This window comes from Agrobacterium sp. rho-13.3 (assembly GCF_033957765.2).
GTDB lineage: Bacteria > Pseudomonadota > Alphaproteobacteria > Rhizobiales > Rhizobiaceae > Agrobacterium.
Map to the genome: position 1 here is coordinate 1299072 of NZ_CP192774.1, position 24980 is coordinate 1324051.

The window sequence follows — 24980 nt, forward strand, 5'->3', positions numbered from 1 at the left end:
TTCGTTTGATTGATTGTCAACATTTCAGCATTCTCCTCATCAAGACAGAAAGCGTACCCGATAAATCATCACGATTTGTCATCGGTGGCATCACATTCATTCGATTGATTGATGTTCAGCAAGGGCGCATATCAGCACTGTCTGAAACCGAACATGGAGCATGAAAGGAGTTTCAACATGACCATGATCACCCACCACAGCAGGAGCCCATCACGGGTCCGGCTACAGTCACACGACTGGTTATCTCGTTTGGTCGAACTCGGCCGTGATCTGCAAACATCGTGGCGCCGCAGACAGTCGCAGCGCGCACTGGAAGCCCTGCCCGCAGACACACTGAAGGATATCGGATGGCCAACGAGCGACAGCAAGCGTATGCGCATTGTAACAAAGTAAAAGCAGTAAAATTCAGTCATTAGATGGCTCGCAGGATTTGATCCTCGCGAGCCATTTTTTTGCACTGCGGAACAAATACCCGGCCACCACATTTTCCACGGCTCCATTCAAGCACGAGGAAACCTATGGCTCAGTTCGGCTCCAGCATTCTGCCCGGCGATTTCACCCGCCTCGGCGCAAATTTCGACGGTGACGGTGTCAATTTTGCAATCTTCAGCGCCCACGCAGAACAGGTTGAATTGTGCCTGTTCGATGCGGACGGCAAAACCGAAATCGAACGCATTACCCTTCCGGAATTCACCAACGAGATCTGGCACGGATATATTCCCGGTCTGAAACCGGGCGCGCTTTATGGCTACCGCGTGCACGGCCCATATGACCCGGAAAACGGCCATCGTTTCAATCCCAACAAACTGCTGGTCGATCCTTACGCGCGTGAACTGGTCGGCGATATCGAATGGGGTACGGAGCAGTTCGGCTACAAGCTGGACAGCGAAGACAAAGACCTGTCCTTCGACGAGAGTGACAGCGCTGCCAAAATGCCGAAGTGCCGGGTTATCGATCCGAGTGACTATGATTGGGCCGGAGATAAAAAGCCGAACATCTCGTGGTCCAAAACCATCTTTTACGAAACCCACGTCAAAGGCTTCACCAAGCTTCACCCCGCTTTGCCAGAAAACCTGCGCGGCACCTATGAAGGACTGGGCGACAAGCACATTGTGGATTACATCAGAAGCCTCGGCGTAACCTCCGTTGAGCTGTTGCCGATCCATTCTTTCCCCGACGATTCGCATTTGCTGGAAAAGGGCCTCAAGAATTTCTGGGGCTACAATTCGCTTGGTTTCTTCTCTCCCGCATCCCGTTATTACGGGCCAAAAGGCATGGCAGGTTTCCGCGATATGGTGCGGGCGCTGCATGACGGCGGCATCGAGGTCATTCTCGATGTGGTTTACAACCACACGGCTGAAGGCAATGAACTCGGACCAACCCTTTCTTTCAAGGGTATCGACAACTTCTCCTATTACCGCACCATGCCAGACCAGCCACGGTATTACATCAACGACACGGGCACCGGAAACACTGTCAACACCTCCCACCCCCGTGTTCTCCAGATGGTGACAGACTCGCTGCGCTACTGGGCTGAGGACATGCACATCGATGGTTTCCGCTTTGACCTTGGCACCATTCTTGGTCGTGAGCCGGAAGGTTTCGATCAACGCGGCGGCTTCTTTGATGCTGTGGGCCAAGACCCGGTTCTGTCAAAGCTGAAACTCGTCGGCGAGCCTTGGGACATCGGCCCCGGCGGTTATCAGGTCGGTGGCTTTCCTCCCGGTTGGGCAGAATGGAACGACAAATACCGCGATACGGTGCGTGAATACTGGAAGGATGAAGACGGCACGGCTGGCGAATTCGCGGCCCGTGTGCTCGGCTCCGGCGATGTCTACGATCTGCGCGGACGCAGGCCATGGTCCAGCGTCAATTTCATCACCGCGCATGATGGCTTCACCTTGAACGATGTCGTGTCCTACAATGAGAAACACAACGACGATAATGGCGAAGACAACAAGGACGGCCACGACGACAACCGCAGCTTCAACTACGGCGTGGAAGGCCCAACGGACGATCAGGACATCAATGCTGTCCGCGACCGCCAGAAGCGCAACTTCCTCGCCACGCTGTTCCTGTCGCATGGTACACCCATGCTGCTGGCGGGCGATGAGTTTGGCCGCAGCCAGATGGGCAACAACAACGGTTACTGCCAGGACAGTGACCTAAGCTGGGTTCACTGGGAAAACCTGCCCGACAGTGCCGAAGAGCTTCGCGCATTCACCACGCGGCTGATCGAGTTTAGGCAATCCCACTCCATCCTGCGGCGCGAAAGCTGGCGCGATGGCACCCACGCCACCTGGCTGAATCCCGGTGGCGGAGAGCAAACCGAAGAACAATGGGACGATGCCGGCAGCACATCTCTCGGCCTGCGTTTGACGCGAGACGCAGAGAGCGACTCTGAAGAATGGCAGGACGTTCTTATCCTGTTCAACCCGCATGATGGCAGCGTTGAATTCAGGCTGCCGGATGCTGAGCAGGGCTGGATGACAGAACTGACCACGGCAGACCCATCCGCTTCGGTCGGCAACATTGCCAATGGCGAGACCTACACAATGGAAGGCCGCAGCCTTGTAATGCTGCGCGCTGCCTAACGACATCATAAAACGCGCAACGAACGCCGGGGGAAACTCCGGCGTTTTCGTTTGTGATTATTGAACCACCGCACCCCGCAGTCGAAATCCACGTATCTTCCTAGCCATCTTGGCTTTGGTGGCAATGGAGGCGCGCAGCGCAAAGAAAATGTCGTCGAAATGGTAAGGCTTGCTGAAGAAGCGCACATCGCCGGGTAAATCCAGTGCATCCGGCGCATGTCCACCAGAGGTGACAATGACCGCCATGTGCTCTTGGGATGTTCCCAGCATGTGCACGAGGTCGAGACCGGACAGGCCACCGGGCATGTCGATGTCGGTAATCACGGCAGAGATATCGCTTTTATTGCCGATAATCGCCACGGCTTCCAGCACATTCGATGCTTCCAGAACGGTGTAACCGGCCTCTTCCAGTGCATCGGTAAGGGTAAATCTGATGATGGGTTCGTCTTCAACGACCAACACGGTCAGGCCAGCTTCATGCATACGCAATACTCCGCTCAAAAGCACAGGACCCAAACCGCAAAGCAGTTTTCGGACAACCCAATGCTGAAACAAAGATGGAGCGGCGGCCAGGTTTGGTTTCAATCCGCCGTTCCATCACTTCGACAGAACGCGCAATTCGGCGATAGTGATGAAAGGCTGCGCCGAAAAATTGAAAACAATATTAATAAAATGCAAAATACCTTTTTTGGGCTTGGCCACGGGAATAAATAACTTCTGTCAACATCGTTCCGGCAGATTTATTTTGAGGGTAGAACTGACGCGTCGTATTTTGTGGCGATGATGTCGCAAATACGATATACAGAGAACTGTTTCCAAGCAAGGAATTGCGTTTCCGCAATGGAGCACCGTCATAATGAGCAAGATTCCTCCCAAGAAGCGCTCAGTAGTCTTTTTTATGGTTCCCCAGTTTACTCTGTTGCCGTTCACCGCAGCGGTAGAAACGCTGCGTATTGCCAACCGTATGTTGGGTTACGCGGCCTATGAATGGCGCCTTGCATCTGCCGACGGGCTAAAGGTTGCCTCTTCCAGTGGTATTGCGCTGGAAGCCAACACTTCGCTCGCAGAAGAGCGCAAATCAGTCAGCGGCGAAAACCGACCCAACATGGTATTGATCTGTTCGGGCATCGATATCGAAGAATACAACAATAAATCCGTCAATGCGTGGCTGCGCGAAGCGAACAATCGCGGCATCGCCGTCGGCAGTCTCTGTACCGGCGCACATGTGCTTGCCCAGGCGGGTCTGCTGAATGGCAAGCGCTGTGCAATCCACTGGGAAAATCTTCCCGGCTTTTCCGAAGCTTTTCCGCAAGTCGAGGTGTATGCCGATCTCTACGAGGTGGATGGCAATATCTATACCTGCGCAGGCGGCACGGCCTCTCTGGACATGATGCTGAATTTGATTGGTCAGGATTTCGGCGAAAACCTCGTCAACCGCGTCTGCGAACAGCAACTGACCGACCGTGTGCGTAACCCGCACGACCGCCAGCGCCTGCCGCTTCGCGCCCGCCTCGGCGTGCAGAACGACAAAGTCTTGTCGATCATCGAGTTGATGGAAAGCAACCTCTCAGAGCCGCTGTCTCTATTGGATATTGCCGATGACGCCGATCTGTCGCGCCGTCAGGTGGAACGGCTTTTCCGGCAGGAAATGGGTCGTTCCCCTGCCCGCTACTATCTTGAAATCCGGCTGGATCGCGCCCGTCATCTGCTGGTGCAATCCGCCATGCCGGTGGTGGAAGTGGCAGTTGCCTGCGGTTTCGTGTCCGCTTCGCATTTCTCGAAGTGTTATCGCGAAATCTACAATCGCACGCCGCAGCAGGAACGGGCCGAGCGCAAACTGGTGATGAGTGCCTCCCGATTGGCAGCCGCCGCCAGTCAGGGTAAACCGGCTCACTAGAGCATTTCCGCCTTTCTCCGAAACGCGAAAACGCTCTAGCTATTTGTTCTACGCATTATCCGGACGCAAAACCGCTTCGCACTTTTGCTGGAAATGCTCTAAACGAAGGGACGAACCGCCGCCGCCAAATCTTCGGCGGTTAATCCGGGGCCAAGGTGTTGCGCGGTTTCACCGTGCAGCCACACCGCCGCAGCGGCTGCTTCAAAGGCGGGAACCTGCTGCGCCAGAAACCCACCCGCAATTCCTGCCAGCACATCGCCCGAACCGGCCGTCGCCAGATAAGACGGCGCGTTTGTGTTGACCACTGCGCGACCATCCGGGGCTGCGATCACCGTATCGGCCCCTTTATAAACAACCACCGCATTGCTGGCCGCCGCAGCAGCCTGTGCTTTTTCGATTTTGCTCATATCAGCATTCGCCGCGATCTTCGGAAACAGCCGACCGAACTCGCCCTCATGCGGGGTCAGGATTCGTGGCGCGTCCGATGCAAACACAGCGAAAAGCTGCTTGGGATCATCTTTAAACGCCGTGATGCCATCCGCATCCAGCACCAGTGCCTTGTCTTTCAACAGGGAAACGAACCGGCGCGCCTTTTCGAAATCGCCAAATCCGGGACCAAGAACATAGGTCGCGTGGCGCCTGTCATCTCGCCATACCTCAAGTTCCTGTTCGTTTTCGATCACCGACACCATGACCGCCGTGAGCGTTGCAGATAGAACGGGCAAAGCTTCCAGCGGTGCCGCAATCGTCACGATACCGGCACCTGCCCGAAAACCCGCCATAGCCGTCATGCGTGCCGCACCCGTGGCATGGGATGGGCCGGAAAATACCGTCAGATGTCCACGCTTGAATTTGTGCGTACCTTCGTCTGCTTTGGGAAAAGCGTCCCTCCAAAGGGCAGGATGGTTGTCGCAGACTGAACCGGCATGCTCTCTCAAAATCCGATGCGGGATGCCGATATCGAACACCTCGACCACGCCGCACAGCGAACGACCCGGCATAAGCACATGCCCCGGCTTGCGCGCCATGAACGTTATGGTTCGCTCCGCAGGAAAGGCCCGCCCAAGCGGAACACCGCGCCGTCCACACAGGCCGGACGGCAAATCGATGGCGATGACTGGTAAGGCCGCCTTATCCACAGCATTGATGACGTCAGCCACCTCGGCTGGCACATCGCGAGAAAGACCCGCGCCGAAAATGGCGTCGATCACCACATCGCCCGAACGTGGGGTGTAGCTATGGAGTGGCTCGATCGCTAGACCGCATCCCTCGAATGCCTGTTTCGCGGCGCCCTTCAATTTGGCGACATCGCCAAACACATAAACGGCAACATCCGCGCCACTATCCCGCAAGGCACGCGCCGCCACAAATCCATCGCCACCATTGTTACCAATGCCGCAAAAAGCAACATAACGAACGGCTTGCGGGTGATGGCTGAGCGCAGAGGCGGCAACCGCCTGCCCCGCGCGCTCCATTAATGATGCGATTGAAATGCCGCTCGCCTCTGCACTGGAATCGATGCGCGACATGGCGGTTGGGTCGATCAAGGTGTGTTCGGCTGAGACTATCATGCTCACATATTCAGCTCAAATTTCGCGAAAAGGCAATCGGCGCAAAATTAGGCAAATTGCAAAGTATAAAAAACAATCAAATGCGCAATTAATCATCACCAACCCCTGTGGATTTACCTTTTGGTAGCACGCTCAAAATTGGGCAAAATCTAAAAAAATCGCGATATTTTTTATTGCAGACGGTATTTTTGCCCACAAAAACAGGCAAGACGCGCCAAATTTCACTCCATCCTGTTATTTTTTGAAGTTTTTTTATTCAAACACGCTTCCGATCTGGCACGATACGTGCATTCTTGTGGGAGAGCGGAAAGACCGCTTTAACGGAATAAGCGGAGAGATATTTTCTCATGAAAAAGATCGAAGCGATCATTAAGCCTTTCAAGCTCGATGAAGTGAAGGAAGCCCTTCAGGAAGTCGGACTTCAGGGAATAACGGTTACGGAAGCAAAGGGCTTTGGTCGTCAAAAAGGCCATACGGAACTCTATCGCGGAGCCGAGTATGTCGTCGACTTTTTGCCGAAGGTAAAGGTTGAGGTCGTGCTTGCAGACGAGAATGCGGACGCCGTTATCGAGGCTATTCGCAACGCTGCCCAGACCGGCCGCATTGGCGACGGCAAGATTTTCGTCTCCAATATCGAAGAGGTCATTCGTATCCGTACGGGTGAGACAGGCGTAGACGCCATATAAAAAGACTGGGCTTGAGCGAAAGCTCAAGGCTTCACCTCGTCATCAATACACTCAAGGAAAAGTTTCAATGACGACCGCAAACGATATTCTGAAGCAGATCAAGGATAACGACGTCAAGTTCGTGGACCTGCGCTTTACAGACCCCAAGGGCAAGCTGCACCATGTCACCATGGACATTGCCTGTGTGGACGAAGACATGTTCGCCGATGGCGTCATGTTCGACGGCTCCTCCATTGGCGGCTGGAAGGCCATCAACGAGTCCGACATGGTTCTGATGCCAGACACGGCAACCGTTCACATGGACCCGTTCTTCGCACAGTCCACCATGGTTATCCTCTGCGACATTCTCGATCCGGTTTCCGGTGAAGCCTACAACCGTGACCCACGCGGCACTGCCAAGAAGGCTGAAGCCTACCTCAAGGCATCTGGTATCGGCGACACGATTTTCGTTGGCCCAGAGCCGGAATTCTTCGTTTTCGACGACGTGAAGTACAAGGCCGACCCTTATAACACGGGTTTCAAGCTGGATTCGTCCGAACTGCCGTCCAACGACGACACGGATTACGAAACAGGCAATCTCGGCCACCGTCCACGCGTCAAGGGTGGTTATTTCCCCGTTCCTCCAGTCGACAGCCTTCAGGACATGCGCTCTGAAATGCTGACCGTTCTCGGCGAAATGGGCGTTGTCGTTGAAAAGCATCACCACGAAGTGGCTGCCGCTCAGCACGAACTGGGTGTGAAGTTCGACACGCTGGTGCGCAACGCCGACAAGATGCAGATCTACAAGTATGTTGTGCATCAGGTCGCAAACGCTTACGGCAAGACGGCAACCTTCATGCCAAAGCCGATCTTCGGCGACAATGGTTCCGGCATGCACGTTCACCAGTCCATCTGGAAGGGTGGCAAGCCAACGTTTGCTGGTGATGAATATGCGGGTCTTTCCGAGAGCTGCCTGTATTACATCGGCGGTATCATCAAGCACGCAAAGGCCATCAACGCCTTCACCAACCCAACCACCAACTCTTACAAGCGTCTGGTGCCAGGTTATGAAGCGCCGGTTCTGCTGGCCTATTCCGCCCGCAACCGCTCGGCCTCCTGCCGCATTCCTTTCGGGTCCAACCCGAAGGCAAAGCGTGTTGAAGTTCGCTTCCCGGACCCAGCCCAGAACCCATATCTCGGCTTCGCAGCCATGCTGATGGCTGGTCTCGACGGCATCAAGAACAAGATCCACCCCGGCAAGCCGATGGACAAGGATCTATACGACCTGCCTGCCAAGGAACTGAAAAAGATCCCAACCGTCTGCGGCTCCCTGCGCGAAGCGCTGGAAAGCCTCGACAAAGATCGCAAGTTCCTCACCGCCGGCGGCGTGTTCGACGACGACCAGATCGATGCGTTCATCGAACTGAAGATGCAGGAAGTCATGCGTTTCGAAATGACCCCGCACCCTGTCGAATTCGACATGTACTACTCTGCTTAACTGCCAAAGAAAGGCGCTCTTCGGGGCGCCTTTTTTCTTTGATGATTGGCTATCCTTTATGTTGGCGGGATCACCCATGCGGTACATGTCAGCGCGTGTGATGCCCCCCTCTGCCCTGCAGGGCATCTCCCCCACAGGTGGGGAGATCGAATCGTGGACACCTTCCGGCCATCTCTCATGTCGAGATTGAAGTGAAGTCGGCTAGTCTTGCTGATCTCCCTCCTTGTGGGGGAGATGCCCGGCAGGGCAGAGGGGGGTGTGCCATACCCGCTGCCATTTGCCTCGACACCCCATTTGCGGCATATCCGTTGAATAATAATTCGCATACCGGAACATCACATGACATCAGCCACGGACCCGACCCCTCGCCTGCGTGACTGGCTGCTATTCCTCGCAGTGCCCTTCTTCTTTTCCAGCAATGTCATTTTCGGTCGCGGCGTCATTGGTGACGTGTCGCCCTTCGTTACCGCCTTCTTGCGCTGGTTCTTTTCCGCTCTGTTTATCGCACCGTTTATCGTGAGCGACTGGCGGGCCTGCCTTGCCTTCATTCGTGCCAAGACCGCGCTGTGGCTTGTCCTCGGAGTGCTTGGCATGGGCATCTGCGGCGGCGTTGTTTATTGGGGGCTGACGATGACCTCCGCCGCCAATGGTACGTTGATCTATACGACATCATCACTGTTCATCATTCTGTTTCAGCGCATACTCCACGGCCGTTCCATCGGTCGGCTTGAACTTGTGGGAATGGTCATCGCATTCGTTGGCGTCGCGGCCATCGTCCTCAAGGGCGATGTCAGCCAACTCGTGCACCTGAACTTCAATCTTGGCGACCTTGCCATTCTGGCCGCATCGATTTCATTCGCTGCCTATTCGCTGCTGTTGCGCGATCCCGCCGCCAGAAAAATGGCGTCTCTCAGCCTGTTCGGCGTGATTGCGCTGTCGGGAGCGCTGGTCCTTCTGCCGCCAGCAGCCATCGAGCTTGCCAATGGCGGAATGCTGCCATCCTCGGCCATCGCCTGGGCAAAGGTCGGTGGCATCATCCTGTTCGCATCCATCGCCGCATTTTCGTGCTTTACCCACACGGTCAGGGTATTCGGTCCAGCTACGGCAGGCATCACGCTTTACATGATGCCGCCGGTATCGATCGTTTTGGCAGCCGTGTTTTTAGGCGAAAGTTTTGAGCATTATCATGCGATCGGCATTGTGCTTGTCACAGGCGGCGTTGTGCTGGCGACAGCACCCTTCGGCAAAAAATGATGATCTGGTGCGGTACGCATACTAAATATCTTGATATTTTTCATTCATACCCCAAATTGTATGGGGAAAGGATGTGCATGCCATGAAACAAAGAGACGCAAAATTTACGATTGGCGAGGTCGTTCGCCACAAAGTGTTTCCGTTCCGCGGCGTGGTATTCGACGTGGACCCGGAATATGCCAACACGGAGGAATGGTGGAACGCCATTCCGATGGAAATACGCCCGGAGCGCGACCAGCCGTTTTACCATCTCCTGGCTGAGAACGATGAAACGGAGTATGTCGCTTACGTGTCTGAGCAAAATCTCATTCATGATGAGAGCGATCAACCGCTGCGTAACCCGAATATTTCCCGCATATTCGATACGACACCAGACGGAGAGTTCCGCGCCAAGTCGGCCATGACCCATTAAAATATGTCGCGCAAAAGTGTGAAGAGGTTTTGCGAAAACGATATGGGGAAACCAAAGACGTCGAGACATCATCTCGCAACAAAAAACCGGCCTGAAATTTCAGGCCGGTTTTTTTAATTCTATAATCTGCGATCAGTTTGCAGGCTTGGCTTTTGCAGCGTCCTGAGCAGCTTCGAGCTTCTTGCGCGCTTCTTCTGCCTTCTTCTGCATGCCTTCCTGCAACGAACGCTGGCTTTCAGCAAGCTGCGACTGCGTGATCGGCTGACCGTCATAAGCGCCCGTGAAACCGCTCAGAGCGATCTTGATCGGGTTTGGCGCACGGCGGAAGTTGATCGAAGTGAACACAATCTCTGTGCCCTTCTTCATGCTGGCAATCATCGCATCCGTCAGCGGCACTTCAGCGGTGCACTTGTCGGGCAGGCAGACTGCGTAATCCAGTTTCTGGCCCTTGCCGCCATCGATCTGCATCATCACGCCAGGAGGCAGAAGACGGGCAGTTGGAACCGAAACCTGAAGCAGCTTGCGGTTGACCTTGCCTTCAACGCTGATGAGGCCGATCGCCGTGATCATCTGGCCGTTCTGCGCGAGAACAACGTTCTGCACGACGCAAACATCATTGTCTTCTTGCTTGCTGCACGTCTTGAACCAGCCAAGAGGCGGTGCACCGGCAGGAGCGGCAGCCTGCTGCGCCTGCGACACAGCCGGGGCAGACACGGCACCCAGAGAAAGGACGAGAGCAGACAAAGCTGTCCGGGTGAATGTGTTTGCGTTTTGCATCATAAGAGTTCCGTCTCCTAAATTTTTTCCGCCAAGCAGAACGGTACGAACTGCTCAACATCACCGGTATCCGTATGCCCGTTCAACTGTCGTTTAAATGAGGCAAATGCGTGACCCGACTGTTTCGGCAATCCTGTTACATCCCGTACGGCGCGATATCCAGCTTTTCTTTAACTTTTTCTTGCTGGCCCGCAAGATTTCCTCTCGCCGGATGCCCGCCATAGTGTCGTGTGATACATTCCCGCGGGAATCAATACAAGAAGGGCAGCTTGAGCGCCCGGTACAATCGTAATGCTCAACAGCCCGAATGCGACAGGACAACGACATGCGAAGCCTTTTGGCGTTCATCCCAGCCCTCCTTTTTTCAGGCATGGCGCTGGCGGAACCTCTTCATGGAATTTCCATGCACGGCAAACCTGCCCTGCCCGCCGACTTCAAGAATTTCCCCTATGTGAAGCCGGATGTGAAAAAAGGCGGGCGCATGTCCTATGGTGTCGTCGGCACCTTCGACAGCCTTAACCCCTTTATTCTAAAGGGAATGCGTACCACGGCGCGGGGCGTGTGGGATCCCGAATTCGGCAATCTTCTGTATGAGCCGCTGATGCAGCGCTCCAGCGACGAACCTTTTTCGCTTTATGGTCTGCTGGCCGAGACCGCTGAATGGGACGAAGAGCGCAGCTTCATTCAGTTCAACCTGAACCCGAAGGCAAAGTGGCAGGATGGCCAGCCGGTTACGCCGGAAGATGTGATCTTCACCTTCAATCTTTTGAAGGACAAAGGCCGCCCGCCTTTCAACAGCCGCCTGAACGGCGTGGCGAAAATGGAAAAGGTGGGCGAACGCGGCGTTCGCTTCACCTTCAACGACAAAGCGAATCGCGAAACACCCCTCATCCTCGCGTCCTCAACGCCGATCCTGCCGCAACACGCTATCGATCCAAAAACATTCGAGCAGGGAAACCTCGGTTCTGTGGTCGGCTCCGGTCCGTACCGAATCAAAACCTTGCAGCCGGGAGAGCGGATCGTCTGGCAACGGGACGCGAATTATTGGGGCAAAGACGTTCCGGCAAAGGTCGGTTTTGAAAATTACGATGAGATCAGCATTACCTATTTTCTTCAGGTGACGACCATGTTCGAGGCCTTCAAAAAGGGTGATATCGACATTTACCCGGAGGGCGATGCCATCAACGGCACGTCGGACACATCCCATTGGGGGCAAGCCTACAACTTCCCCGCCGTTCAACGCGGCGACATCGCGAGAGATATCTTCGAACCGCGCTTGCCGTCTGGCATGTTCGGCCTCGTGTTCAACACACGCAGACCCATTTTTGCGGATGAGAATGTGCGCGAAGGTCTGTCCTATGCGCTCGATTTCGAATGGATGAACCGCAACATTTTGGGCGGCGCGTTCAAACGGACCCAAAGCTACTGGCAGAACTCCACGCTTGGCGCATTCGGCAATGCCGCAGATGCGCAAGAGCTTGCTCTCCTGGGCGATGCAGCCCGCAAACTGCCGCCGGAACTGCTGGCAGGCACCTATGCGATGCCAGTGACGGACGGGACTGGCGCGGACCGCACCGTGCTGAAACGCTCTGTCGATACGTTGAAACAAGCGGGCTATTCGATCAAAAACGGCAAAATGTCGGATAAGAATAACAGGCCGCTCGCCTTCGAAATCATGACGCAAAATCCGGCGCAGGAACGCATTGCGCTTGCCTATCAACGCTCTCTGAAACTGATTGGCGTGGATATGGCCATTCGCTCCGTGGATGACGGCCAATATCAGTCACGTTCCAACAATTTCGACTATGACATGGTGATCAGGTCGTTTCCCTCGTCCCTTTCACCGGGTGCGGAGCAACTCAACCGTTGGGGTTCCGCCTCGCGTGATGCGCCAGGCAGCTTCAATTATGCTGGGGTCGCAGATCCTGACATTGACCGGATGATCGATGCGCTTTTGCAAGCGCGCTCGACAGAAGACTTCCAGACAGCGGTGCGCGCCTATGACCGGCTGCTGACGGCTGGGCATTATTTCATCCCGCTTTATTATATCGGCGCACAGTGGGTCGCGCGCTGGAAATATATTGGCCGCCCGGACCCCACACCGCTTTTCGGAAACCAGAAACAGACATGGTGGGACGAGCGTGCTCAATAAGCCAGATGCGGTTCCCTTTCGGTAACTGCTTGCACAAGCCGGGCAAGGCTCTTAGATGAAGCCGATATTCCGTTGAGAAAGAGGAAAGCCACCATGCAACGCATTGTTATCGACGTCGTCTCCGACATGGTCTGCCCATGGTGCTATCTCGGCAAGGCGCGGCTCGATCTTGCATTGGCGGAAATTCAGGACGAAATCAGCGTGGACGTGAACTGGCGTCCCTATCGTCTCAACCCGGATTATCCGCCGGAAGGTGTGGACCAGAAAGCCGAACTGGAAAAGAAGCTGGGCGGCAAAGAGCGTGTTGATCAGGCTCACGCTACGCTGACGGAGCTCGGCAGGGACGTGGGCATCAACTACAACTTCGACGCCATCAAGGTCGGTCCGAATACGCTGGACGCACACCGCCTTTCGCTCTGGGCGCACGCCGAAGGCCGCGACATGCAGGACACGGTGATCACGGCGCTGTTCAAGGCCAACTTCGAAGAAGGTCGCAACATTGGCGATCACGCCGTGCTTGCAGACATTGCCGAACAAGCCGGCATGAATCGCGACGTCGTTACGAAGCTTCTCAGCTCCGATGCCGATAAGGATACGATAGTTGCAGAAATTGATGCGGCGCAGCAAATGGGCGTGTCCGGCGTTCCTTTCTTTATCCTGGATCAGAAATACGCCGTCAGCGGCGCGCAAACACAAGACGTGCTCATTAATGCACTGCGGGATATTGCCAAAATGAAAGCAGAAGAGCATAGGGCGTTGAACTAGCCGTCAGCCTCCCACGCCGTCGGTTCCCGGTCCCAATTTTTCTGGTGTTTTCTGTGTCCGACAACACGTTGAAGGGCATCCTGCTCGCCTTCGCCGCATTCGCGGCTTATGCGTGGAGCGATGCCAGTGTAAAGCTCATCGAAGGGCAATTGTCGCCCTTCCAGTCCGCCTTTTTTGGCGCCCTCTTCGGGCTGTTCGCCCTGCCCTTCATTCGCAAACGCAATGATACCTGGCGCGATGTTTTCCGCACGACCAACAGGCCGCTATGGCTGTTGCGCTTTGTCTCGTCGGGCATGGGTGCCATCGGCTCGGTTACGGCCTTCACCTATCTGTCGATGGCGGAAGCCTTCGCGCTGATCTTTCTGCTGCCCGCATTCGTCACCATCATGTCCGTGCTGTTCCTGAAGGAGCAAGTGGGGTTCAAGCGATGGTCGGCCGTTATCATCGGTTTTATCGGCGTTCTCATTATTTTGAGACCAGGTTTCCGTGAGCTGTCCACCGGACATTTCGGTGCAATCGTCGCCGGTCTGGGCGGCGCGATTTCCATCGTCATTTTCCGCGCCATGGGTCCATCGGAAAAGACCATGTCGCTTTACGGTGCTGGCCTGCTGGGAACACTGGTGATCTGCGGCTTGGCCATGACGAAATCCTTCGCGCCGCCAACCGGTGAACAATGGTTGTTTCTCGCCGGGTACGGACTTCTCGGCGCGCTCGGCAACGTCCTCGTGATGTACGCGGCAAAATATGCGCCCGCAGCCGTGATCGGGCCAACGCAATACAGCCAGATGTTATGGGCCATTCTGTTCGGATATCTGATTTTCGGAGACACCGTAGATCGCTGGATGCTGGTGGGCATCGCTCTCATCATGGGGTCTGGCCTGCTGACGCTCATTCGCGAAAAACAGAAAAATGTCCCGCTTCCAACATCGGTTGCGACCGCAGATCAGAACGTTGCCGTCGCCATGACACTGGACAATGGAGCAAAGACGGACTGAGGATCAGCCCGTCTTTGACGAATTTTTAGTAGCAGACGCGGGCGCGATACATATCGCCCCAGCTGTTCTGACGCCACACGATATGGCAGCTTGGATAGGCAGAGTGGTAAACCACTGGTGGTCCGTAGGCGGGACCGTAGGCAGGATCACCATAATATGGCGAGCCATAATAGTGGTTTGATGCACCGGCGATGAGTGCGCCGCCGACAATCGCTCCTCCGATACCTGCGGCAAGGCCGCGTCCAAAATTGTTGCGTGCTTCAGCCTGACTGGAAGTGGCAATTGTGGTGCCCGCAATTGTCAAAGCAACCAGACCAGCGGTGACAAATCTATTCATCGTCCACATAGTCCTGCTCCTTAATAGGTGACGGCGCAGAAACAACTCCATGCCGACACGCTGAGACTATGCCTTTAACGACTACCGCCACATGTCCGTTTCATTAATTCTCTGTAAGGTAGGCAACCTGTCGATCAGGCTTTTGCAAGCTCCGCCAGTTGCGTCATCACCATGGCTGCTCCTGCCAAACGCTTCTCAGGCGTGGGCAGATCGCGGGTCAGGAACACGCTGTGATCCGGCCTGATCTTCGCCATCGAACCCTGTTTGGCAATGTAGCCAACCAGTGCCCCCGGGTTGGGGAACTGCTTGTTGCGGAACTGCACGACGACGCCCTTCGGCCCCGCATCGAGCTTTTCGACGTTGGCGGTGCGGCACAGGGACTTCACGTAAACGATCTTGAGCAGATGCTGCACTTCCTTCGGAAGCGCACCGAAACGGTCGATCATTTCTGCGCCAAAGCCATCGATTTCGCCGAGATCGGTCAACTCGCCAAGGCGACGGTAGAGGCCCATGCGCAGATGCAAATCAGGCACGTAGGATTCGGGGATCATGACGGACGTACCGACAGAAATCTGTGGCGACCAGCCGCTGTCCAGAACTTCGTCTTCGCCCTTCACTTCCGCAACAGCCTCTTCCAGCATCTGCTGGTAAAGCTCGAAACCGACTTCCTTGATATGCCCGGACTGCTCTTCGCCGAGCAGATTGCCGGCACCGCGAATATCCAGATCGTGGCTAGCAAGCTGGAAGCCTGCACCGAGCGTATCAAGCGATTGCAGCACCTTCAAACGGCGCTCCGCCATCGTCGTCAGTACCTTGTTGACGGGCAGCGTGAACAGCGCAAAGGCGCGCACCTTGGAGCGTCCGACACGGCCACGCAGCTGGTATAGCTGCGCAAGGCCGAACATATCGGCACGATGCACGATCAGTGTGTTGGCTGTCGGCACATCAAGGCCTGATTCAACGATGGTGGTGGACAGCAGCACATCATATTTGCCGTCATAGAAGGCGTTCATGATGTCTTCGAGTTCACCCGCGGCCATCTGCCCGTGGGCCACAGCGACCTTCAATTCCGGAACATCCGATTGCAGGAAGGCCTGGATATCGGCCAGATCAGCCAGACGCGGGCAGACATAGAAGCTCTGGCCACCGCGATAATGTTCACGCATCAAGGTTTCACGAATGACCAGCGGGTCGAACGGCGAAATGAAGGTACGCACGGCCATACGGTCCACCGGCGGCGTGGTGATCAGCGAAAGCTCACGCACACCTGTCATGGCAAGCTGCAACGTCCGCGGAATGGGCGTGGCCGACAGCGTCAGCACATGCACGTCGCTTTTAAGTTCTTTCAGTCGCTCTTTGTGCTTTACGCCAAAGTGCTGCTCCTCATCGATGATGAGAAGGCCGAGATTGGCGAAGTTGATGCCAGCGCCCAGCAGTGCATGGGTGCCAACGACGATATCTGTCTTGCCTTCGGCCACTTCCTTCTTCGTCAGCGCAAGTTCTTTCGCCCCGACCAGACGCGATGCCTGTTGCACGCGAATAGGCAACCCACGGAAACGCTCCGAGAAGGTGCGGAAATGCTGACGCGCCAGCAGCGTGGTTGGCACAACGACCGCCACCTGAACACCGTTCATGGCAGCGAGGAACGCGGCGCGCAATGCTACCTCAGTTTTACCAAAACCAACGTCACCGCAAATCAGGCGATCCATCGGGCGTCCAGCACCCAGATCTTCACGAATGGACTCGATGGCAGTGAGCTGGTCTTCCGTTTCATCATAGGGGAAACGGGCAGCGAATTCGTCATAAAGACCATCCGGCGCAATCAGCGCTGGCGCGTGGCGCACCATGCGCGCGGCGGCGATGCGAATAAGATCGCCCGCCATGTCCAGCAGGCGCTTCTTGAGCTTGGCCTTGCGCATCTGCCATGCGCCGCCACCCAGTTTGTCGAGATTGGCTTCCGCCGCATCCGAGCCATAGCGTGACAGAAGATCGATGTTTTCGACCGGCAGGAAGAGCTTGGCCTCATCCGCATAATGCAGCTCAAGACAATCACGCGGTGCACCCGCCGCCTCAATCGTGCGGAGACCAACAAAACGGCCAATACCATGTTCGGCATGGACGACGAGCGAGCCCTCATCCAGCCCGGCCACTTCCGAGATGAAATCTGCACCACGCTTGCGGCGTTTGGAGCGGCGCACCATGCGGTCGCCGAGAATATCCTGCTCACCAATAACGGCGAGATTGCCGGTTTCGAAACCCGATTCAAGGCTCAGAACCGTCGCCGCGGCCTCACCCTTGCCGAGCTTTTCGATTTCCTTGAAGGATTGAATGGATTTGATGTTCTCAAGCCCATGCTCGTTCAAGACTTGCAGCAAACGGTCTAGCGAACCTTCCGACCAGCCGGTGATCAAAACCTTCCAGCCCTTGGAGCGGCGCTCGGCAATATGTTTAACCGCGAGATCGAACACGTTGACGCGGTCTTCGCTTTCGCTTTCCGTAGGAGGCTTCGCCCAACGCGGGCCAACATGGGCATCCAGCGTTGCAACAGGCTTATCCTTGGAGTCCTGCTCGTTAAACGGCGTCAGGCGCACCGCGTTGACGGCATCCAGCGCCGTTTCGAAGCTTTTGTTACCCAGATAAAGCTGGCTCGGCGCAACCGGCTTGTAAGGCGCGCCTTGGGTCGACCCCTTTTTCTCACCGGAACTGCGCCGTGCATCATAATAATCGTGCACCAGCTTGGAGCGCTCAACAGCAGCTTCCCGTGCGGTATGGTCCGTGAAAATGCGGAAGCCTTTGAGATAATCGAACGCCGTTTCCAACTGCTCGTAAAATAGCGGCATCCAGTGTTCCATACCGGCATATCGACGGCCTTCCGACACGGCCTGGTAGAGCGCATCGTCGCGTGTGGCTGCACCGAACATCGACAGGTAATTTTTGCGGAACCGGCTGATCGTATCCGGTGTCAGCGTCACCTCGCTCATGGGGTTCAGGTCCAGAGAGCGAGCCTGGCCGATGGTGCGCTGGCTTGCAGGATCAAAGGTGCGAATGCTTTCCAGCGTATCGCCGAAGAAATCCAGTCGCACCGGCTCTTCCGTACCTGGTACGAACACGTCAAGAATACCGCCACGAACGGCGAACTCACCCACTTCACGCACCGTCGCCACACGGTCGAAACCATTGCGCTCCAACCGGGCGGCAATATCATCCATACGGATCTGGTTGCCGGGCTTGGCTGAGAAAGCGAGGCTTTCAATAACGTCACGCGGTGCCATTTTTTGCAGCATGGCGTTGACGGTAACGAGAACGATGGCCGGATGCGGTTTCTTTTGGTGATGAATGAGGCCAGACAGAGCGGCAAGACGACGAGCCGATGTGTGGGCGCTGGGAGACACGCGGTCGTAAGGAAGGCAGTCCCAGGCAGGCAAGGTCAGAACCGGAATATCCGGTGCGACAAAGCCCAGAATTTGCTCCAGATCGGCCACGCGCTGCCCATCGGACAGAACATAGGCCACGGACGTGCCCTGCCGCGCCATATCCGCCAGAAGAAACGCTTCCGTGCCAGAAGGCACATTTCCGATGGTCAGCGGCGTATCGGCCGATGCCACCAGCCTCACATCGAATCCGGCTATCATTTTGCGGTATGTCCGTTCTGGGCAGTGACGAGATCAAAATCCGGGCGGTAGGAGATGATCTTTTCAAACAAAGGTGTCTGGAATTTTTCAGGGATGGGCGATGCGCCTGTCACCATTTGAATGAGGTCCTGGTCTTCCTCAGCCATAATGGTTTCCAGCTCATCAAGCTGCTCATCAGAAAGGTCGGCGATATTCTCTTCCGAAAACTGGCCCAGCACCAGATCCATCTCGCGAATGCCACGATGCCAGCACCGATAGAGAATCCGTCTGCGCCTCGGGTCGAGGTCGGCACTCGTGCGTACCAGTCCTGTCATCGCATTCACCTGTTTGTTGACTAGTCAACTCTATGTTGCCTTCGCTCTCCTATAGAACAGGACAGGAACGTTTGGGAACCGGTTTTTATGGAAATAATGCCGCAAAGCATGTCTCGCAAAACTGTGTAGCGGTTTTGCGACAAAGACATACGCTCACGATGCAAAAACTGCCGGTGATAAATCGTGTTTATCGCTTTGCCGCTCTTGCATTGCACACCGCCTTCCCCGATTTTGCTGCCCATGCGCCCGGCCCTTCTTGATCCGCTTTTTGCCACCGTTTCGACGCTGACCGGCGTTGGGCCTAAGCTTGCCGATTTTCTGGCAAGGGTTTTGGGTCGGGAGAATGGCGAGGACGCGCGCGTCATCGACCTGCTGTTCCACGCACCCTACAACATCATAGACCGGCGAAATCGCCCCGGCATTGCGAGAGCGGAGCAAGGCGCCATTGTCACCATTCAGGGACGTGTCGATCGGCACCAGCCACCACCACCGGGCAATCGCGCCGCCCCCTATCGCGTTTTCCTGCATGATGAGACCGGCGAACTGGCGCTGACCTTCTTTCGCGCCAAGGGCGATTGGCTGTCGAAAATCCTGCCGATAGACGAAGAAGTGATGGTTAGCGGCAAGGTGGACTGGTTTAACGGTCGCGCTTCCATGGTCCACCCGGACTTCATGGTGAAGGTTTCCGAGGCCGGAAACCTGCCCCTGGTCGAACCCGTCTATCCGTTGACGGCCGGGCTTTCGCCCAAGGTCTTGAAACGCACCATTGATGGTGCGCTCGGCAAACTGCCCGCTTTTCCCGAGTGGATTGACGGACCGCTTGCAGCGCGTGAAAGCTTTCCCGATGTCGCCACCGCGTTTAGGGATCTGCACGATCCGCGGGATGCCGCTGATATCGATCCGCAGGCCCCGGCGCGCCGCAGGCTGGCGTATGACGAGTTTCTGGCAGGGCAGCTTTCGCTAGCACTGGTGCGCCAGAGACTGCGCAAAGTCACCGGCCAGCCCATCCGCGCCAAAGGTGATTTCGCGGCAAAAATTCTCGCGAACCTGCCGTTTTCTCTGACCAACAGCCAAAGCGCTGCCGTCAAGGATATCTTGACCGACATGGCCAGCGAAGACCGCATGTTGCGCCTTCTGCAAGGCGATGTCGGTGCGGGCAAAACGCTTGTGGCACTGATGGCGATGGCAACAGCCGTAGAGGCGGGTGGACAAGCCGTACTGATGGCCCCGACGGAAATTCTGGCCCGCCAGCATTTTGCGACGATCTCCAAATTTGCCGCCACCGCAAATATCACCTGCGAGGTTCTGACCGGCCGCACCAAGGGCAAGGAACGCCGCGAGATAGAAGAGCGTATCGCATCCGGCGAAGCACAGATCGTCATCGGCACCCATGCGCTGTTTCAGGATAGCGTCAGCTACAAAAACCTTGTGCTGGCGGTGGTGGATGAACAGCATCGCTTCGGCGTGCATCAACGCCTGCGCCTCACCGCCAAGGGTATTACACCGCATATGCTGGTGATGACGGCAACGCCCATTCCCCGTACACTGGTTCTGGCCGCGTTCGGCGATATGGACGTCTCCAAGCTCACTGAAAAACCGGCTGGCCGCAAACCAATCCAGACCGTGACCATTCCCACGGACCGGATCGGCGACATTGTCGACCGGCTGCGAAAGGCCATTGCCGAAGGCAAGAAAGCCTACTGGATTTGCCCGCTGGTGGAGGAATCGGAGGAATCCGATCTGATGTCTGCGGAAGAGCGTTACGGCACGCTTGAAAAGTCACTGGCCGCAGACATCGGACTTATCCATGGTCGCATGAGCGGACCGGAGAAGGACGCGGCGATGCTGGCCTTCAAAAGCGGCGAAACCCGGCTGCTGGTGGCGACGACCGTGGTGGAAGTGGGCGTTGATGTGCCGGATGCAACGATCATGGTCATCGAACACGCAGAACGCTTCGGTCTTGCCCAGCTTCACCAGTTGCGTGGCCGCGTCGGGCGTGGCGATGAAGCCTCCACCTGCATCCTGCTGTACAAGGGCCCGCTGAGTGAAAACGGCAAGGCACGTCTTTCCATTCTGCGCGATAGCGAAGACGGCTTTCTGATTGCCGAAGAGGATTTAAAATTGCGCGGCGAAGGTGAGCTTCTCGGCACCCGCCAATCCGGCACACCTGGTTTCCGCATCGCCAGCCTTGAGGCTCATGCAGATCTTCTGGAAATCGCCCGCAAGGACGCAGCCTATATCATCGAGCGCGACGCGGAATTGTTGAGCGAACGCGGGCAAAATCTGCGCACTCTGCTCTATCTCCATCGCCGTGATGAAGCGATCCGTTTTCTGCATGCAGGTTGATGATGAGTGAAATGACCCTACCACCCGCAGCCTTCCGCAAAGGCTACGCGCTGTGCTCCCCGGACAATGCTCTTCAACCGGATACCTTCGCCAAAAGCGAAAAGAAGGCCATTGCAAAACACTTCCAGAAACCGGGCCGCAAAAAGGCTTGGGCAGAGGCACAATCAGCGGGTTGGAGCGTGAGGTTCGTTTACATGCGTCTCTTTGTGCCGGTGTTTCATTCCACTTCAGCGACCACGGACGCGTTCGAGAATGACGACGATTGAAATGGACCACCACATGGTCTATTTTAACTCGATCATGACAAGAGCGAGACCTTGAATGCGGATATCGGTGAGCGAAGCAAAGGGACAACTGACAGAATTGGTGCGGCGGGCTGAGGCTGGTGATGAGGTGATCCTTACTAAACACGGGCATGCCGCCGTTCGTCTTGTACCAGTCAATGCAATCATTGATGTTCAAACCCGAAGACGTGTGATTGAGCAGGTTCGGGCCTCTGCGGCTACAAAGCGTATTGATGGCCCAAGCGCCGCACGGAGTCAGGATTTTCTTTACGGCGACGACGGCCTTCCTGAATGATAGTCATAGACACTTCCGCCTTGATGGCCATTCTTCTCGAAGAGCCAAAGGCCGATGCCTGTGCAAGCGCGCTGGAAGAAGCAGATCGATTGGTTATTTCCGCTGGAACATTCGCTGAGGCGTTGATTGTTGCGTCACGGCGTAACATTGCAGAGGAACTTGATACGCTCATCAAGAGGCTTGGTGTTGAAATCGTTGACGTTACACCCGCCTATGCACGGCTCATTGCAGATGCCTATAACGAGTGGGGGAAAGGCGTTCACCCCGCAAGTTTGAATTTTGGTGATTGCTTCGCCTATGCTCTCGCCAAGTCAGAAAATTGCCCGTTGCTTTATGTGGGCAACGACTTTTCACGCACTGATATAATCAGCGCTCTTTAATTCTCAAACCGGCGCAATTGCCTTTGGCAGCGTGAAATCCGGGGCAACAAGGCCGCCGGAAATGAGGAGCTTTGCGGCATCCTCCGGCGTCATATCCAGCATGACGATCTTGTCTTTCGGCACGAACAGCAAAAATCCTGCGGTCGGAACCGGTGTTGGTGGAAGGAACACTGCGACCATGTCCTGCCCCATCTCATTGAACCGATACGCGATTTCGCCCTTGGTTTCTGAGGAAACAAAAACCATGGCCCATGTGCCGGGAGATGGGAATTCGATCAGCCCCACCTTTTTGAATGAACTGGAGTGTTCTTTCAAAACAGATTCGAAAAGCTGCTTGATGCTTTTATAGATAGGCCGCACAAACGGCATACGGTTGAGCACAGACTCGCCGACACCGACAATCCATTTGCCGATGAGGTTGTTGCCCAGAAAACCGATAACGGTAATACCGATCACAGCGATCAGCAGCCCAAAACCGGGAATGGCAACATCGAAATATTGTTCCGGGTCGTAACGCGCTGGAATATAAGGCTTAACCCAGCTATCTGCCCATTGCAGGAAGCTCCAGACAAGCCACATGGTGATCGTAACAGGCGCCAGAATAAGGATGCCGGTTAGAAAATTATTGCGCAACCGCGTGGCAAAAGAAACTTTGAGTGGGTGATCTGTCATACAATCCGCAAAGCAGTTATTCGGCATCACCAAAGAATGATGGATGATAACGGACAATGCAGGACGGGGTTCCCTGCTGCAAGGGCAGGATCATGAAATGTTTGTCATTATGAAAGCGCAACCATGCAGATCGCGCCTTCAATATACACTGCGGGCCGTTTGACAATCACTCAACCGTCACGGATTTTGCGAGGTTGCGCGGCTGGTCGACGTCCGTGCCCATGAAGACGGCGGTGTGGTAGGCCAACAACTGGATTGGTAGCGAGAAGACCATCGGCGCGATGATTTCGTCGACGTTTGGAAGAACGATGGTCGCCATGGTCTCAAGCTTCGAGGCCGCAGCACCCTTTTCATCGGTGATGAAGATGATTCTGCCACCGCGTGCGGCGACTTCCTGCATATTGGACACGGTTTTTTCAAAGAAGCGATCATGTGGCGCGATGACGATAACAGGCATGTTTTCATCGATCAGCGCAATCGGCCCGTGCTTCAACTCACCGGCGGCATAACCTTCGGCGTGAATATAGGAGATTTCCTTGAGCTTGAGCGCGCCTTCCAGCGCCAGCGGGAAACTGGTGCCACGACCGAGGTAAAGCACGTCCTTGAAGCGGGAAAGATCACGAGACAGTGTTTCGATCTGCGGCTGGATGGCGTTCAAAACTGCGCTCATCACACGCGGCATTTCGATCAGGTGATGGACCAGTTCCTTTTCCTGATCGGCGTTCAAAGTGCCACGCGCCTTGCCAGCGGCAATGGCGAGCGACGCCAGAACGGCGAGCTGACAGGTGAATGCCTTGGTGGAGGCGACGCCGATTTCAGGGCCAGCCAAAATCGGGAACACGGCATCCGATTCACGCGCCATGGTGGATTCGCGCACATTGACGACCGCCCCGATTTTCAGGCCGTTTTCCTTGCAGTACCGCAGCGATGCAAGCGTATCTGCCGTCTCACCGGATTGCGAAATGAACAGCGCCGCCTGCGTGGGCAAAAGCGGCATTTCGCGATAGCGGAATTCCGACGCCACATCGATTTCCACCGGCAGACGCGCATAACGCTCGAACCAGTATTTGCCGATGAGGCCGGAGAGATAGGCCGTGCCGCAAGCCGAAATTGCAAGGCCGGTCAGCTTTGCGAAATCAATAGCCGTATTGGCATCCTTCACGCGCTTTTCAGAGAAATCCACATAGTGGCTGAGCGCGTGGGAAATGACTTCCGGCTGCTCGTAGATTTCCTTTTCCATGAAGTGGCGGTGGTTGCCCTTGTCCACCACATAGGCTGTTGCCTGCGAAATCTGGCGTGCACGCTTTACCGGATTGCCGGAAAAATCGATGATCTCCGCATCCTTGGCCGTCAGGATCGCGCAGTCCCCATCCACAAGATAGGTGATCTCGTTGGTGAAAGGCGAAAGTGCGATGGCATCCGAACCGAGGAACATTTCGCCTTTGCCGTAACCAATCGCCAATGGCGGGCCGGAACGGGCGGAGAGCAGCGTGTCTGGATCATCCTGAAAAATCACGCCCAGCGCATAAGCGCCGGTGACGCGGTTCAACATGGCCAGCATGGCGGCGCGGTGATCCAGCCCGTCACGGGTGAATTTCGCCAGCAATTGCGCCACGACTTCCGTGTCCGTCTGCGTGGTGAAGACCGCACCGTCCGCCGTCAATTCATCGCGCAATTCGGAGAAGTTTTCGATGATGCCATTGTGGACGACGGCAACGCCTTCCACGAAATGCGGATGCGCGTTGGTTTCGTTCGGCACACCGTGGGTTGCCCAGCGGGTGTGGGCAATGCCGGTCAGGCCGGGAAGCGGCTCTTCGGACAGCTTTTTTTCCAGATTGAACAACTTGCCTTCAGCGCGGCGGCGGGCAAGTGCGCCGTTATGGATCGTTGCAACGCCAGCGGAGTCATAACCCCGATATTCCAGACGCTTCAGCGCATCCACGAGGCGCTCTGCAACCGGTTGCGTTCCAACAATTCCAACGATGCCGCACATGCAATTCTCCGAGATTTTTACTGAGCATCGGATTATCCGAAAACCGCTTCACACTTTTCGGTCCGATGCTTTATTTTTAACTAGCGGAATTCCTAGCGATTTCCGCAAAAACCGCAATTGCAACCGCGGTCACTTTCAATGTCTATC

Annotated in this window: 23 protein-coding genes; 15 read left to right on the forward strand and 8 right to left on the reverse strand. The window is 55.7% G+C overall.

Annotated elements, in window-relative coordinates; translation table 11 throughout:
- Positions 1–177: 177 nt before the first annotated feature.
- Both RMR16_RS06505 and glgX read left to right on the forward strand, forming a co-directional pair.
- Positions 178–393 carry a hypothetical protein gene (locus tag RMR16_RS06505; protein ID WP_320201606.1) on the forward strand — a complete coding sequence of 72 codons (216 nt, stop codon included), beginning with the start codon at positions 178–180 and terminating at the stop codon, positions 391–393.
- A 125-nt stretch (positions 394–518) separates the two neighbouring features.
- Positions 519–2594, forward strand: a complete 2076-nt coding sequence (glgX, locus tag RMR16_RS06510) for a glycogen debranching protein GlgX (RefSeq protein WP_320201605.1) — start codon at positions 519–521, stop codon at positions 2592–2594.
- A 57-nt stretch (positions 2595–2651) separates the two neighbouring features.
- On the opposite strand, the gene RMR16_RS06515 is transcribed toward glgX, so the two are convergent.
- Positions 2652–3077 (reverse strand): response regulator, encoded by a 426-nt coding sequence (locus RMR16_RS06515; RefSeq protein ID WP_320201604.1) that lies wholly within the window; start codon positions 3075–3077, stop codon positions 2652–2654.
- A gap of 60 nt (positions 3078–3137) precedes the next feature.
- Here RMR16_RS06515 and RMR16_RS06520 point away from each other — a divergent pair, with 60 nt between their 5' ends.
- Complete coding sequence (locus tag RMR16_RS06520) at positions 3138–3308, forward strand: hypothetical protein (protein ID WP_320201603.1); 171 nt, start codon at positions 3138–3140, stop codon at positions 3306–3308.
- Between the two features lie 142 nt (positions 3309–3450).
- Positions 3451–4491 (forward strand): GlxA family transcriptional regulator, encoded by a 1041-nt coding sequence (locus RMR16_RS06525; RefSeq protein ID WP_320201602.1) that lies wholly within the window; start codon positions 3451–3453, stop codon positions 4489–4491.
- 98 nt (positions 4492–4589) lie between these two features.
- Here RMR16_RS06525 and RMR16_RS06530 read toward each other — a convergent pair whose 3' ends face one another.
- A complete protein-coding gene (locus RMR16_RS06530; protein ID WP_320201601.1) occupies positions 4590–6062 on the reverse strand; it encodes an NAD(P)H-hydrate dehydratase in 1473 nt (490 codons plus the stop codon).
- A gap of 347 nt (positions 6063–6409) precedes the next feature.
- Between RMR16_RS06530 and RMR16_RS06535 the strand changes: the two genes are divergently transcribed.
- The 4 genes from RMR16_RS06535 (at position 6410) to hspQ (ending at position 9891) form a co-directional block, all read left to right on the forward strand.
- Positions 6410–6748 (forward strand): P-II family nitrogen regulator, encoded by a 339-nt coding sequence (locus tag RMR16_RS06535; RefSeq protein ID WP_038542987.1) that lies wholly within the window; start codon positions 6410–6412, stop codon positions 6746–6748.
- Between the two features lie 67 nt (positions 6749–6815).
- Positions 6816–8225, forward strand: a complete 1410-nt coding sequence (glnA, locus tag RMR16_RS06540) for a type I glutamate--ammonia ligase (RefSeq protein WP_320201600.1) — start codon at positions 6816–6818, stop codon at positions 8223–8225.
- Positions 8226–8564: 339 nt separating this feature from the next.
- Positions 8565–9479 (forward strand): DMT family transporter, encoded by a 915-nt coding sequence (locus RMR16_RS06545; protein WP_320201599.1) that lies wholly within the window; start codon positions 8565–8567, stop codon positions 9477–9479.
- An 82-nt stretch (positions 9480–9561) separates the two neighbouring features.
- The gene (hspQ, locus tag RMR16_RS06550) at positions 9562–9891 is read left to right on the forward strand and encodes a heat shock protein HspQ (RefSeq protein WP_320201598.1); all 330 of its coding nucleotides are present in this window, start codon (positions 9562–9564) and stop codon (positions 9889–9891) included.
- 132 nt (positions 9892–10023) lie between these two features.
- Here the strand turns inward: hspQ and RMR16_RS06555 are convergent, their stop codons facing one another.
- On the reverse strand, positions 10024–10671 hold the full coding sequence (locus tag RMR16_RS06555; RefSeq protein ID WP_320201597.1) for an invasion associated locus B family protein: 648 nt from the start codon (positions 10669–10671) through the stop codon (positions 10024–10026).
- 322 nt (positions 10672–10993) lie between these two features.
- Between RMR16_RS06555 and RMR16_RS06560 the strand changes: the two genes are divergently transcribed.
- From RMR16_RS06560 to RMR16_RS06570, 3 genes are all read left to right on the forward strand, one after another.
- Entirely contained in the window at positions 10994–12820 is a 1827-nt protein-coding gene (locus RMR16_RS06560; RefSeq protein ID WP_320201596.1) for an extracellular solute-binding protein, read from the forward strand.
- A 93-nt stretch (positions 12821–12913) separates the two neighbouring features.
- Positions 12914–13585: a DsbA family oxidoreductase gene (locus tag RMR16_RS06565; protein ID WP_320201595.1), complete on the forward strand. Its 672-nt coding sequence runs from the start codon at positions 12914–12916 to the stop codon at positions 13583–13585.
- Positions 13586–13638: 53 nt separating this feature from the next.
- Positions 13639–14580 (forward strand): DMT family transporter, encoded by a 942-nt coding sequence (locus RMR16_RS06570; protein WP_320201594.1) that lies wholly within the window; start codon positions 13639–13641, stop codon positions 14578–14580.
- Between the two features lie 25 nt (positions 14581–14605).
- Here the strand turns inward: RMR16_RS06570 and RMR16_RS06575 are convergent, their stop codons facing one another.
- From RMR16_RS06575 to RMR16_RS06585, 3 genes are all read right to left on the reverse strand, one after another.
- Entirely contained in the window at positions 14606–14926 is a 321-nt protein-coding gene (locus tag RMR16_RS06575) for a hypothetical protein (RefSeq protein WP_320201593.1), read from the reverse strand.
- A 125-nt stretch (positions 14927–15051) separates the two neighbouring features.
- Positions 15052–18549, reverse strand: coding sequence for a transcription-repair coupling factor (gene mfd, locus RMR16_RS06580; protein WP_320201592.1), 3498 nt, complete (start codon positions 18547–18549; stop codon positions 15052–15054).
- Entirely contained in the window at positions 18546–18863 is a 318-nt protein-coding gene (locus RMR16_RS06585; protein WP_320201591.1) for a succinate dehydrogenase assembly factor 2, read from the reverse strand. The genes mfd and RMR16_RS06585 overlap by 4 nt, the downstream gene beginning before the upstream one ends.
- 240 nt (positions 18864–19103) lie before the next feature.
- On the opposite strand from RMR16_RS06585, the gene recG reads away from it, so the two are divergent.
- The 4 genes from recG to RMR16_RS06605 are packed head-to-tail and all read left to right on the forward strand — an operon-like array spanning position 19104 to position 22168.
- The gene (gene recG, locus RMR16_RS06590; protein ID WP_320201651.1) at positions 19104–21209 is read left to right on the forward strand and encodes an ATP-dependent DNA helicase RecG; all 2106 of its coding nucleotides are present in this window, start codon (positions 19104–19106) and stop codon (positions 21207–21209) included.
- Between the two features lie 2 nt (positions 21210–21211).
- Positions 21212–21475 (forward strand): hypothetical protein, encoded by a 264-nt coding sequence (locus tag RMR16_RS06595; RefSeq protein WP_432354506.1) that lies wholly within the window; start codon positions 21212–21214, stop codon positions 21473–21475.
- 55 nt (positions 21476–21530) lie between these two features.
- Positions 21531–21788, forward strand: a complete 258-nt coding sequence (locus RMR16_RS06600) for a type II toxin-antitoxin system Phd/YefM family antitoxin (RefSeq protein ID WP_320201589.1) — start codon at positions 21531–21533, stop codon at positions 21786–21788.
- A complete protein-coding gene (locus RMR16_RS06605; protein ID WP_320201588.1) occupies positions 21785–22168 on the forward strand; it encodes a type II toxin-antitoxin system VapC family toxin in 384 nt (127 codons plus the stop codon). The genes RMR16_RS06600 and RMR16_RS06605 overlap by 4 nt, the downstream gene beginning before the upstream one ends.
- 3 nt (positions 22169–22171) lie before the next feature.
- Here the strand turns inward: RMR16_RS06605 and RMR16_RS06610 are convergent, their stop codons facing one another.
- Both RMR16_RS06610 and glmS read right to left on the reverse strand, forming a co-directional pair.
- On the reverse strand, positions 22172–22840 hold the full coding sequence (locus RMR16_RS06610; RefSeq protein ID WP_320201587.1) for a DUF502 domain-containing protein: 669 nt from the start codon (positions 22838–22840) through the stop codon (positions 22172–22174).
- A 166-nt stretch (positions 22841–23006) separates the two neighbouring features.
- Complete coding sequence (glmS, locus tag RMR16_RS06615) at positions 23007–24833, reverse strand: glutamine--fructose-6-phosphate transaminase (isomerizing) (RefSeq protein WP_320201586.1); 1827 nt, start codon at positions 24831–24833, stop codon at positions 23007–23009.
- Between the last annotated feature and the right edge of the window lie 147 nt (positions 24834–24980).

Coding starts and splice junctions, on each gene's coding strand:
- RMR16_RS06505 (WP_320201606.1), top strand. CDS start 178: ATGACCATGATCACCCACCACAGCAGGAGCCCATCACGGGTCCGGCTA.
- glgX (WP_320201605.1), top strand. CDS start 519: ATGGCTCAGTTCGGCTCCAGCATTCTGCCCGGCGATTTCACCCGCCTC.
- RMR16_RS06515 (WP_320201604.1), bottom strand. CDS start 3,077: ATGCATGAAGCTGGCCTGACCGTGTTGGTCGTTGAAGACGAACCCATC.
- RMR16_RS06520 (WP_320201603.1), top strand. CDS start 3,138: ATGCTGAAACAAAGATGGAGCGGCGGCCAGGTTTGGTTTCAATCCGCC.
- RMR16_RS06525 (WP_320201602.1), top strand. CDS start 3,451: ATGAGCAAGATTCCTCCCAAGAAGCGCTCAGTAGTCTTTTTTATGGTT.
- RMR16_RS06530 (WP_320201601.1), bottom strand. CDS start 6,062: ATGATAGTCTCAGCCGAACACACCTTGATCGACCCAACCGCCATGTCG.
- RMR16_RS06535 (WP_038542987.1), top strand. CDS start 6,410: ATGAAAAAGATCGAAGCGATCATTAAGCCTTTCAAGCTCGATGAAGTG.
- glnA (WP_320201600.1), top strand. CDS start 6,816: ATGACGACCGCAAACGATATTCTGAAGCAGATCAAGGATAACGACGTC.
- RMR16_RS06545 (WP_320201599.1), top strand. CDS start 8,565: ATGACATCAGCCACGGACCCGACCCCTCGCCTGCGTGACTGGCTGCTA.
- hspQ (WP_320201598.1), top strand. CDS start 9,562: ATGAAACAAAGAGACGCAAAATTTACGATTGGCGAGGTCGTTCGCCAC.
- RMR16_RS06555 (WP_320201597.1), bottom strand. CDS start 10,671: ATGATGCAAAACGCAAACACATTCACCCGGACAGCTTTGTCTGCTCTC.
- RMR16_RS06560 (WP_320201596.1), top strand. CDS start 10,994: ATGCGAAGCCTTTTGGCGTTCATCCCAGCCCTCCTTTTTTCAGGCATG.
- RMR16_RS06565 (WP_320201595.1), top strand. CDS start 12,914: ATGCAACGCATTGTTATCGACGTCGTCTCCGACATGGTCTGCCCATGG.
- RMR16_RS06575 (WP_320201593.1), bottom strand. CDS start 14,926: ATGTGGACGATGAATAGATTTGTCACCGCTGGTCTGGTTGCTTTGACA.
- mfd (WP_320201592.1), bottom strand. CDS start 18,549: ATGATAGCCGGATTCGATGTGAGGCTGGTGGCATCGGCCGATACGCCG.
- RMR16_RS06585 (WP_320201591.1), bottom strand. CDS start 18,863: ATGACAGGACTGGTACGCACGAGTGCCGACCTCGACCCGAGGCGCAGA.
- recG (WP_320201651.1), top strand. CDS start 19,104: ATGCGCCCGGCCCTTCTTGATCCGCTTTTTGCCACCGTTTCGACGCTG.
- RMR16_RS06595 (WP_432354506.1), top strand. CDS start 21,212: ATGAGTGAAATGACCCTACCACCCGCAGCCTTCCGCAAAGGCTACGCG.
- RMR16_RS06600 (WP_320201589.1), top strand. CDS start 21,531: ATGCGGATATCGGTGAGCGAAGCAAAGGGACAACTGACAGAATTGGTG.
- RMR16_RS06605 (WP_320201588.1), top strand. CDS start 21,785: ATGATAGTCATAGACACTTCCGCCTTGATGGCCATTCTTCTCGAAGAG.
- RMR16_RS06610 (WP_320201587.1), bottom strand. CDS start 22,840: ATGACAGATCACCCACTCAAAGTTTCTTTTGCCACGCGGTTGCGCAAT.
- glmS (WP_320201586.1), bottom strand. CDS start 24,833: ATGTGCGGCATCGTTGGAATTGTTGGAACGCAACCGGTTGCAGAGCGC.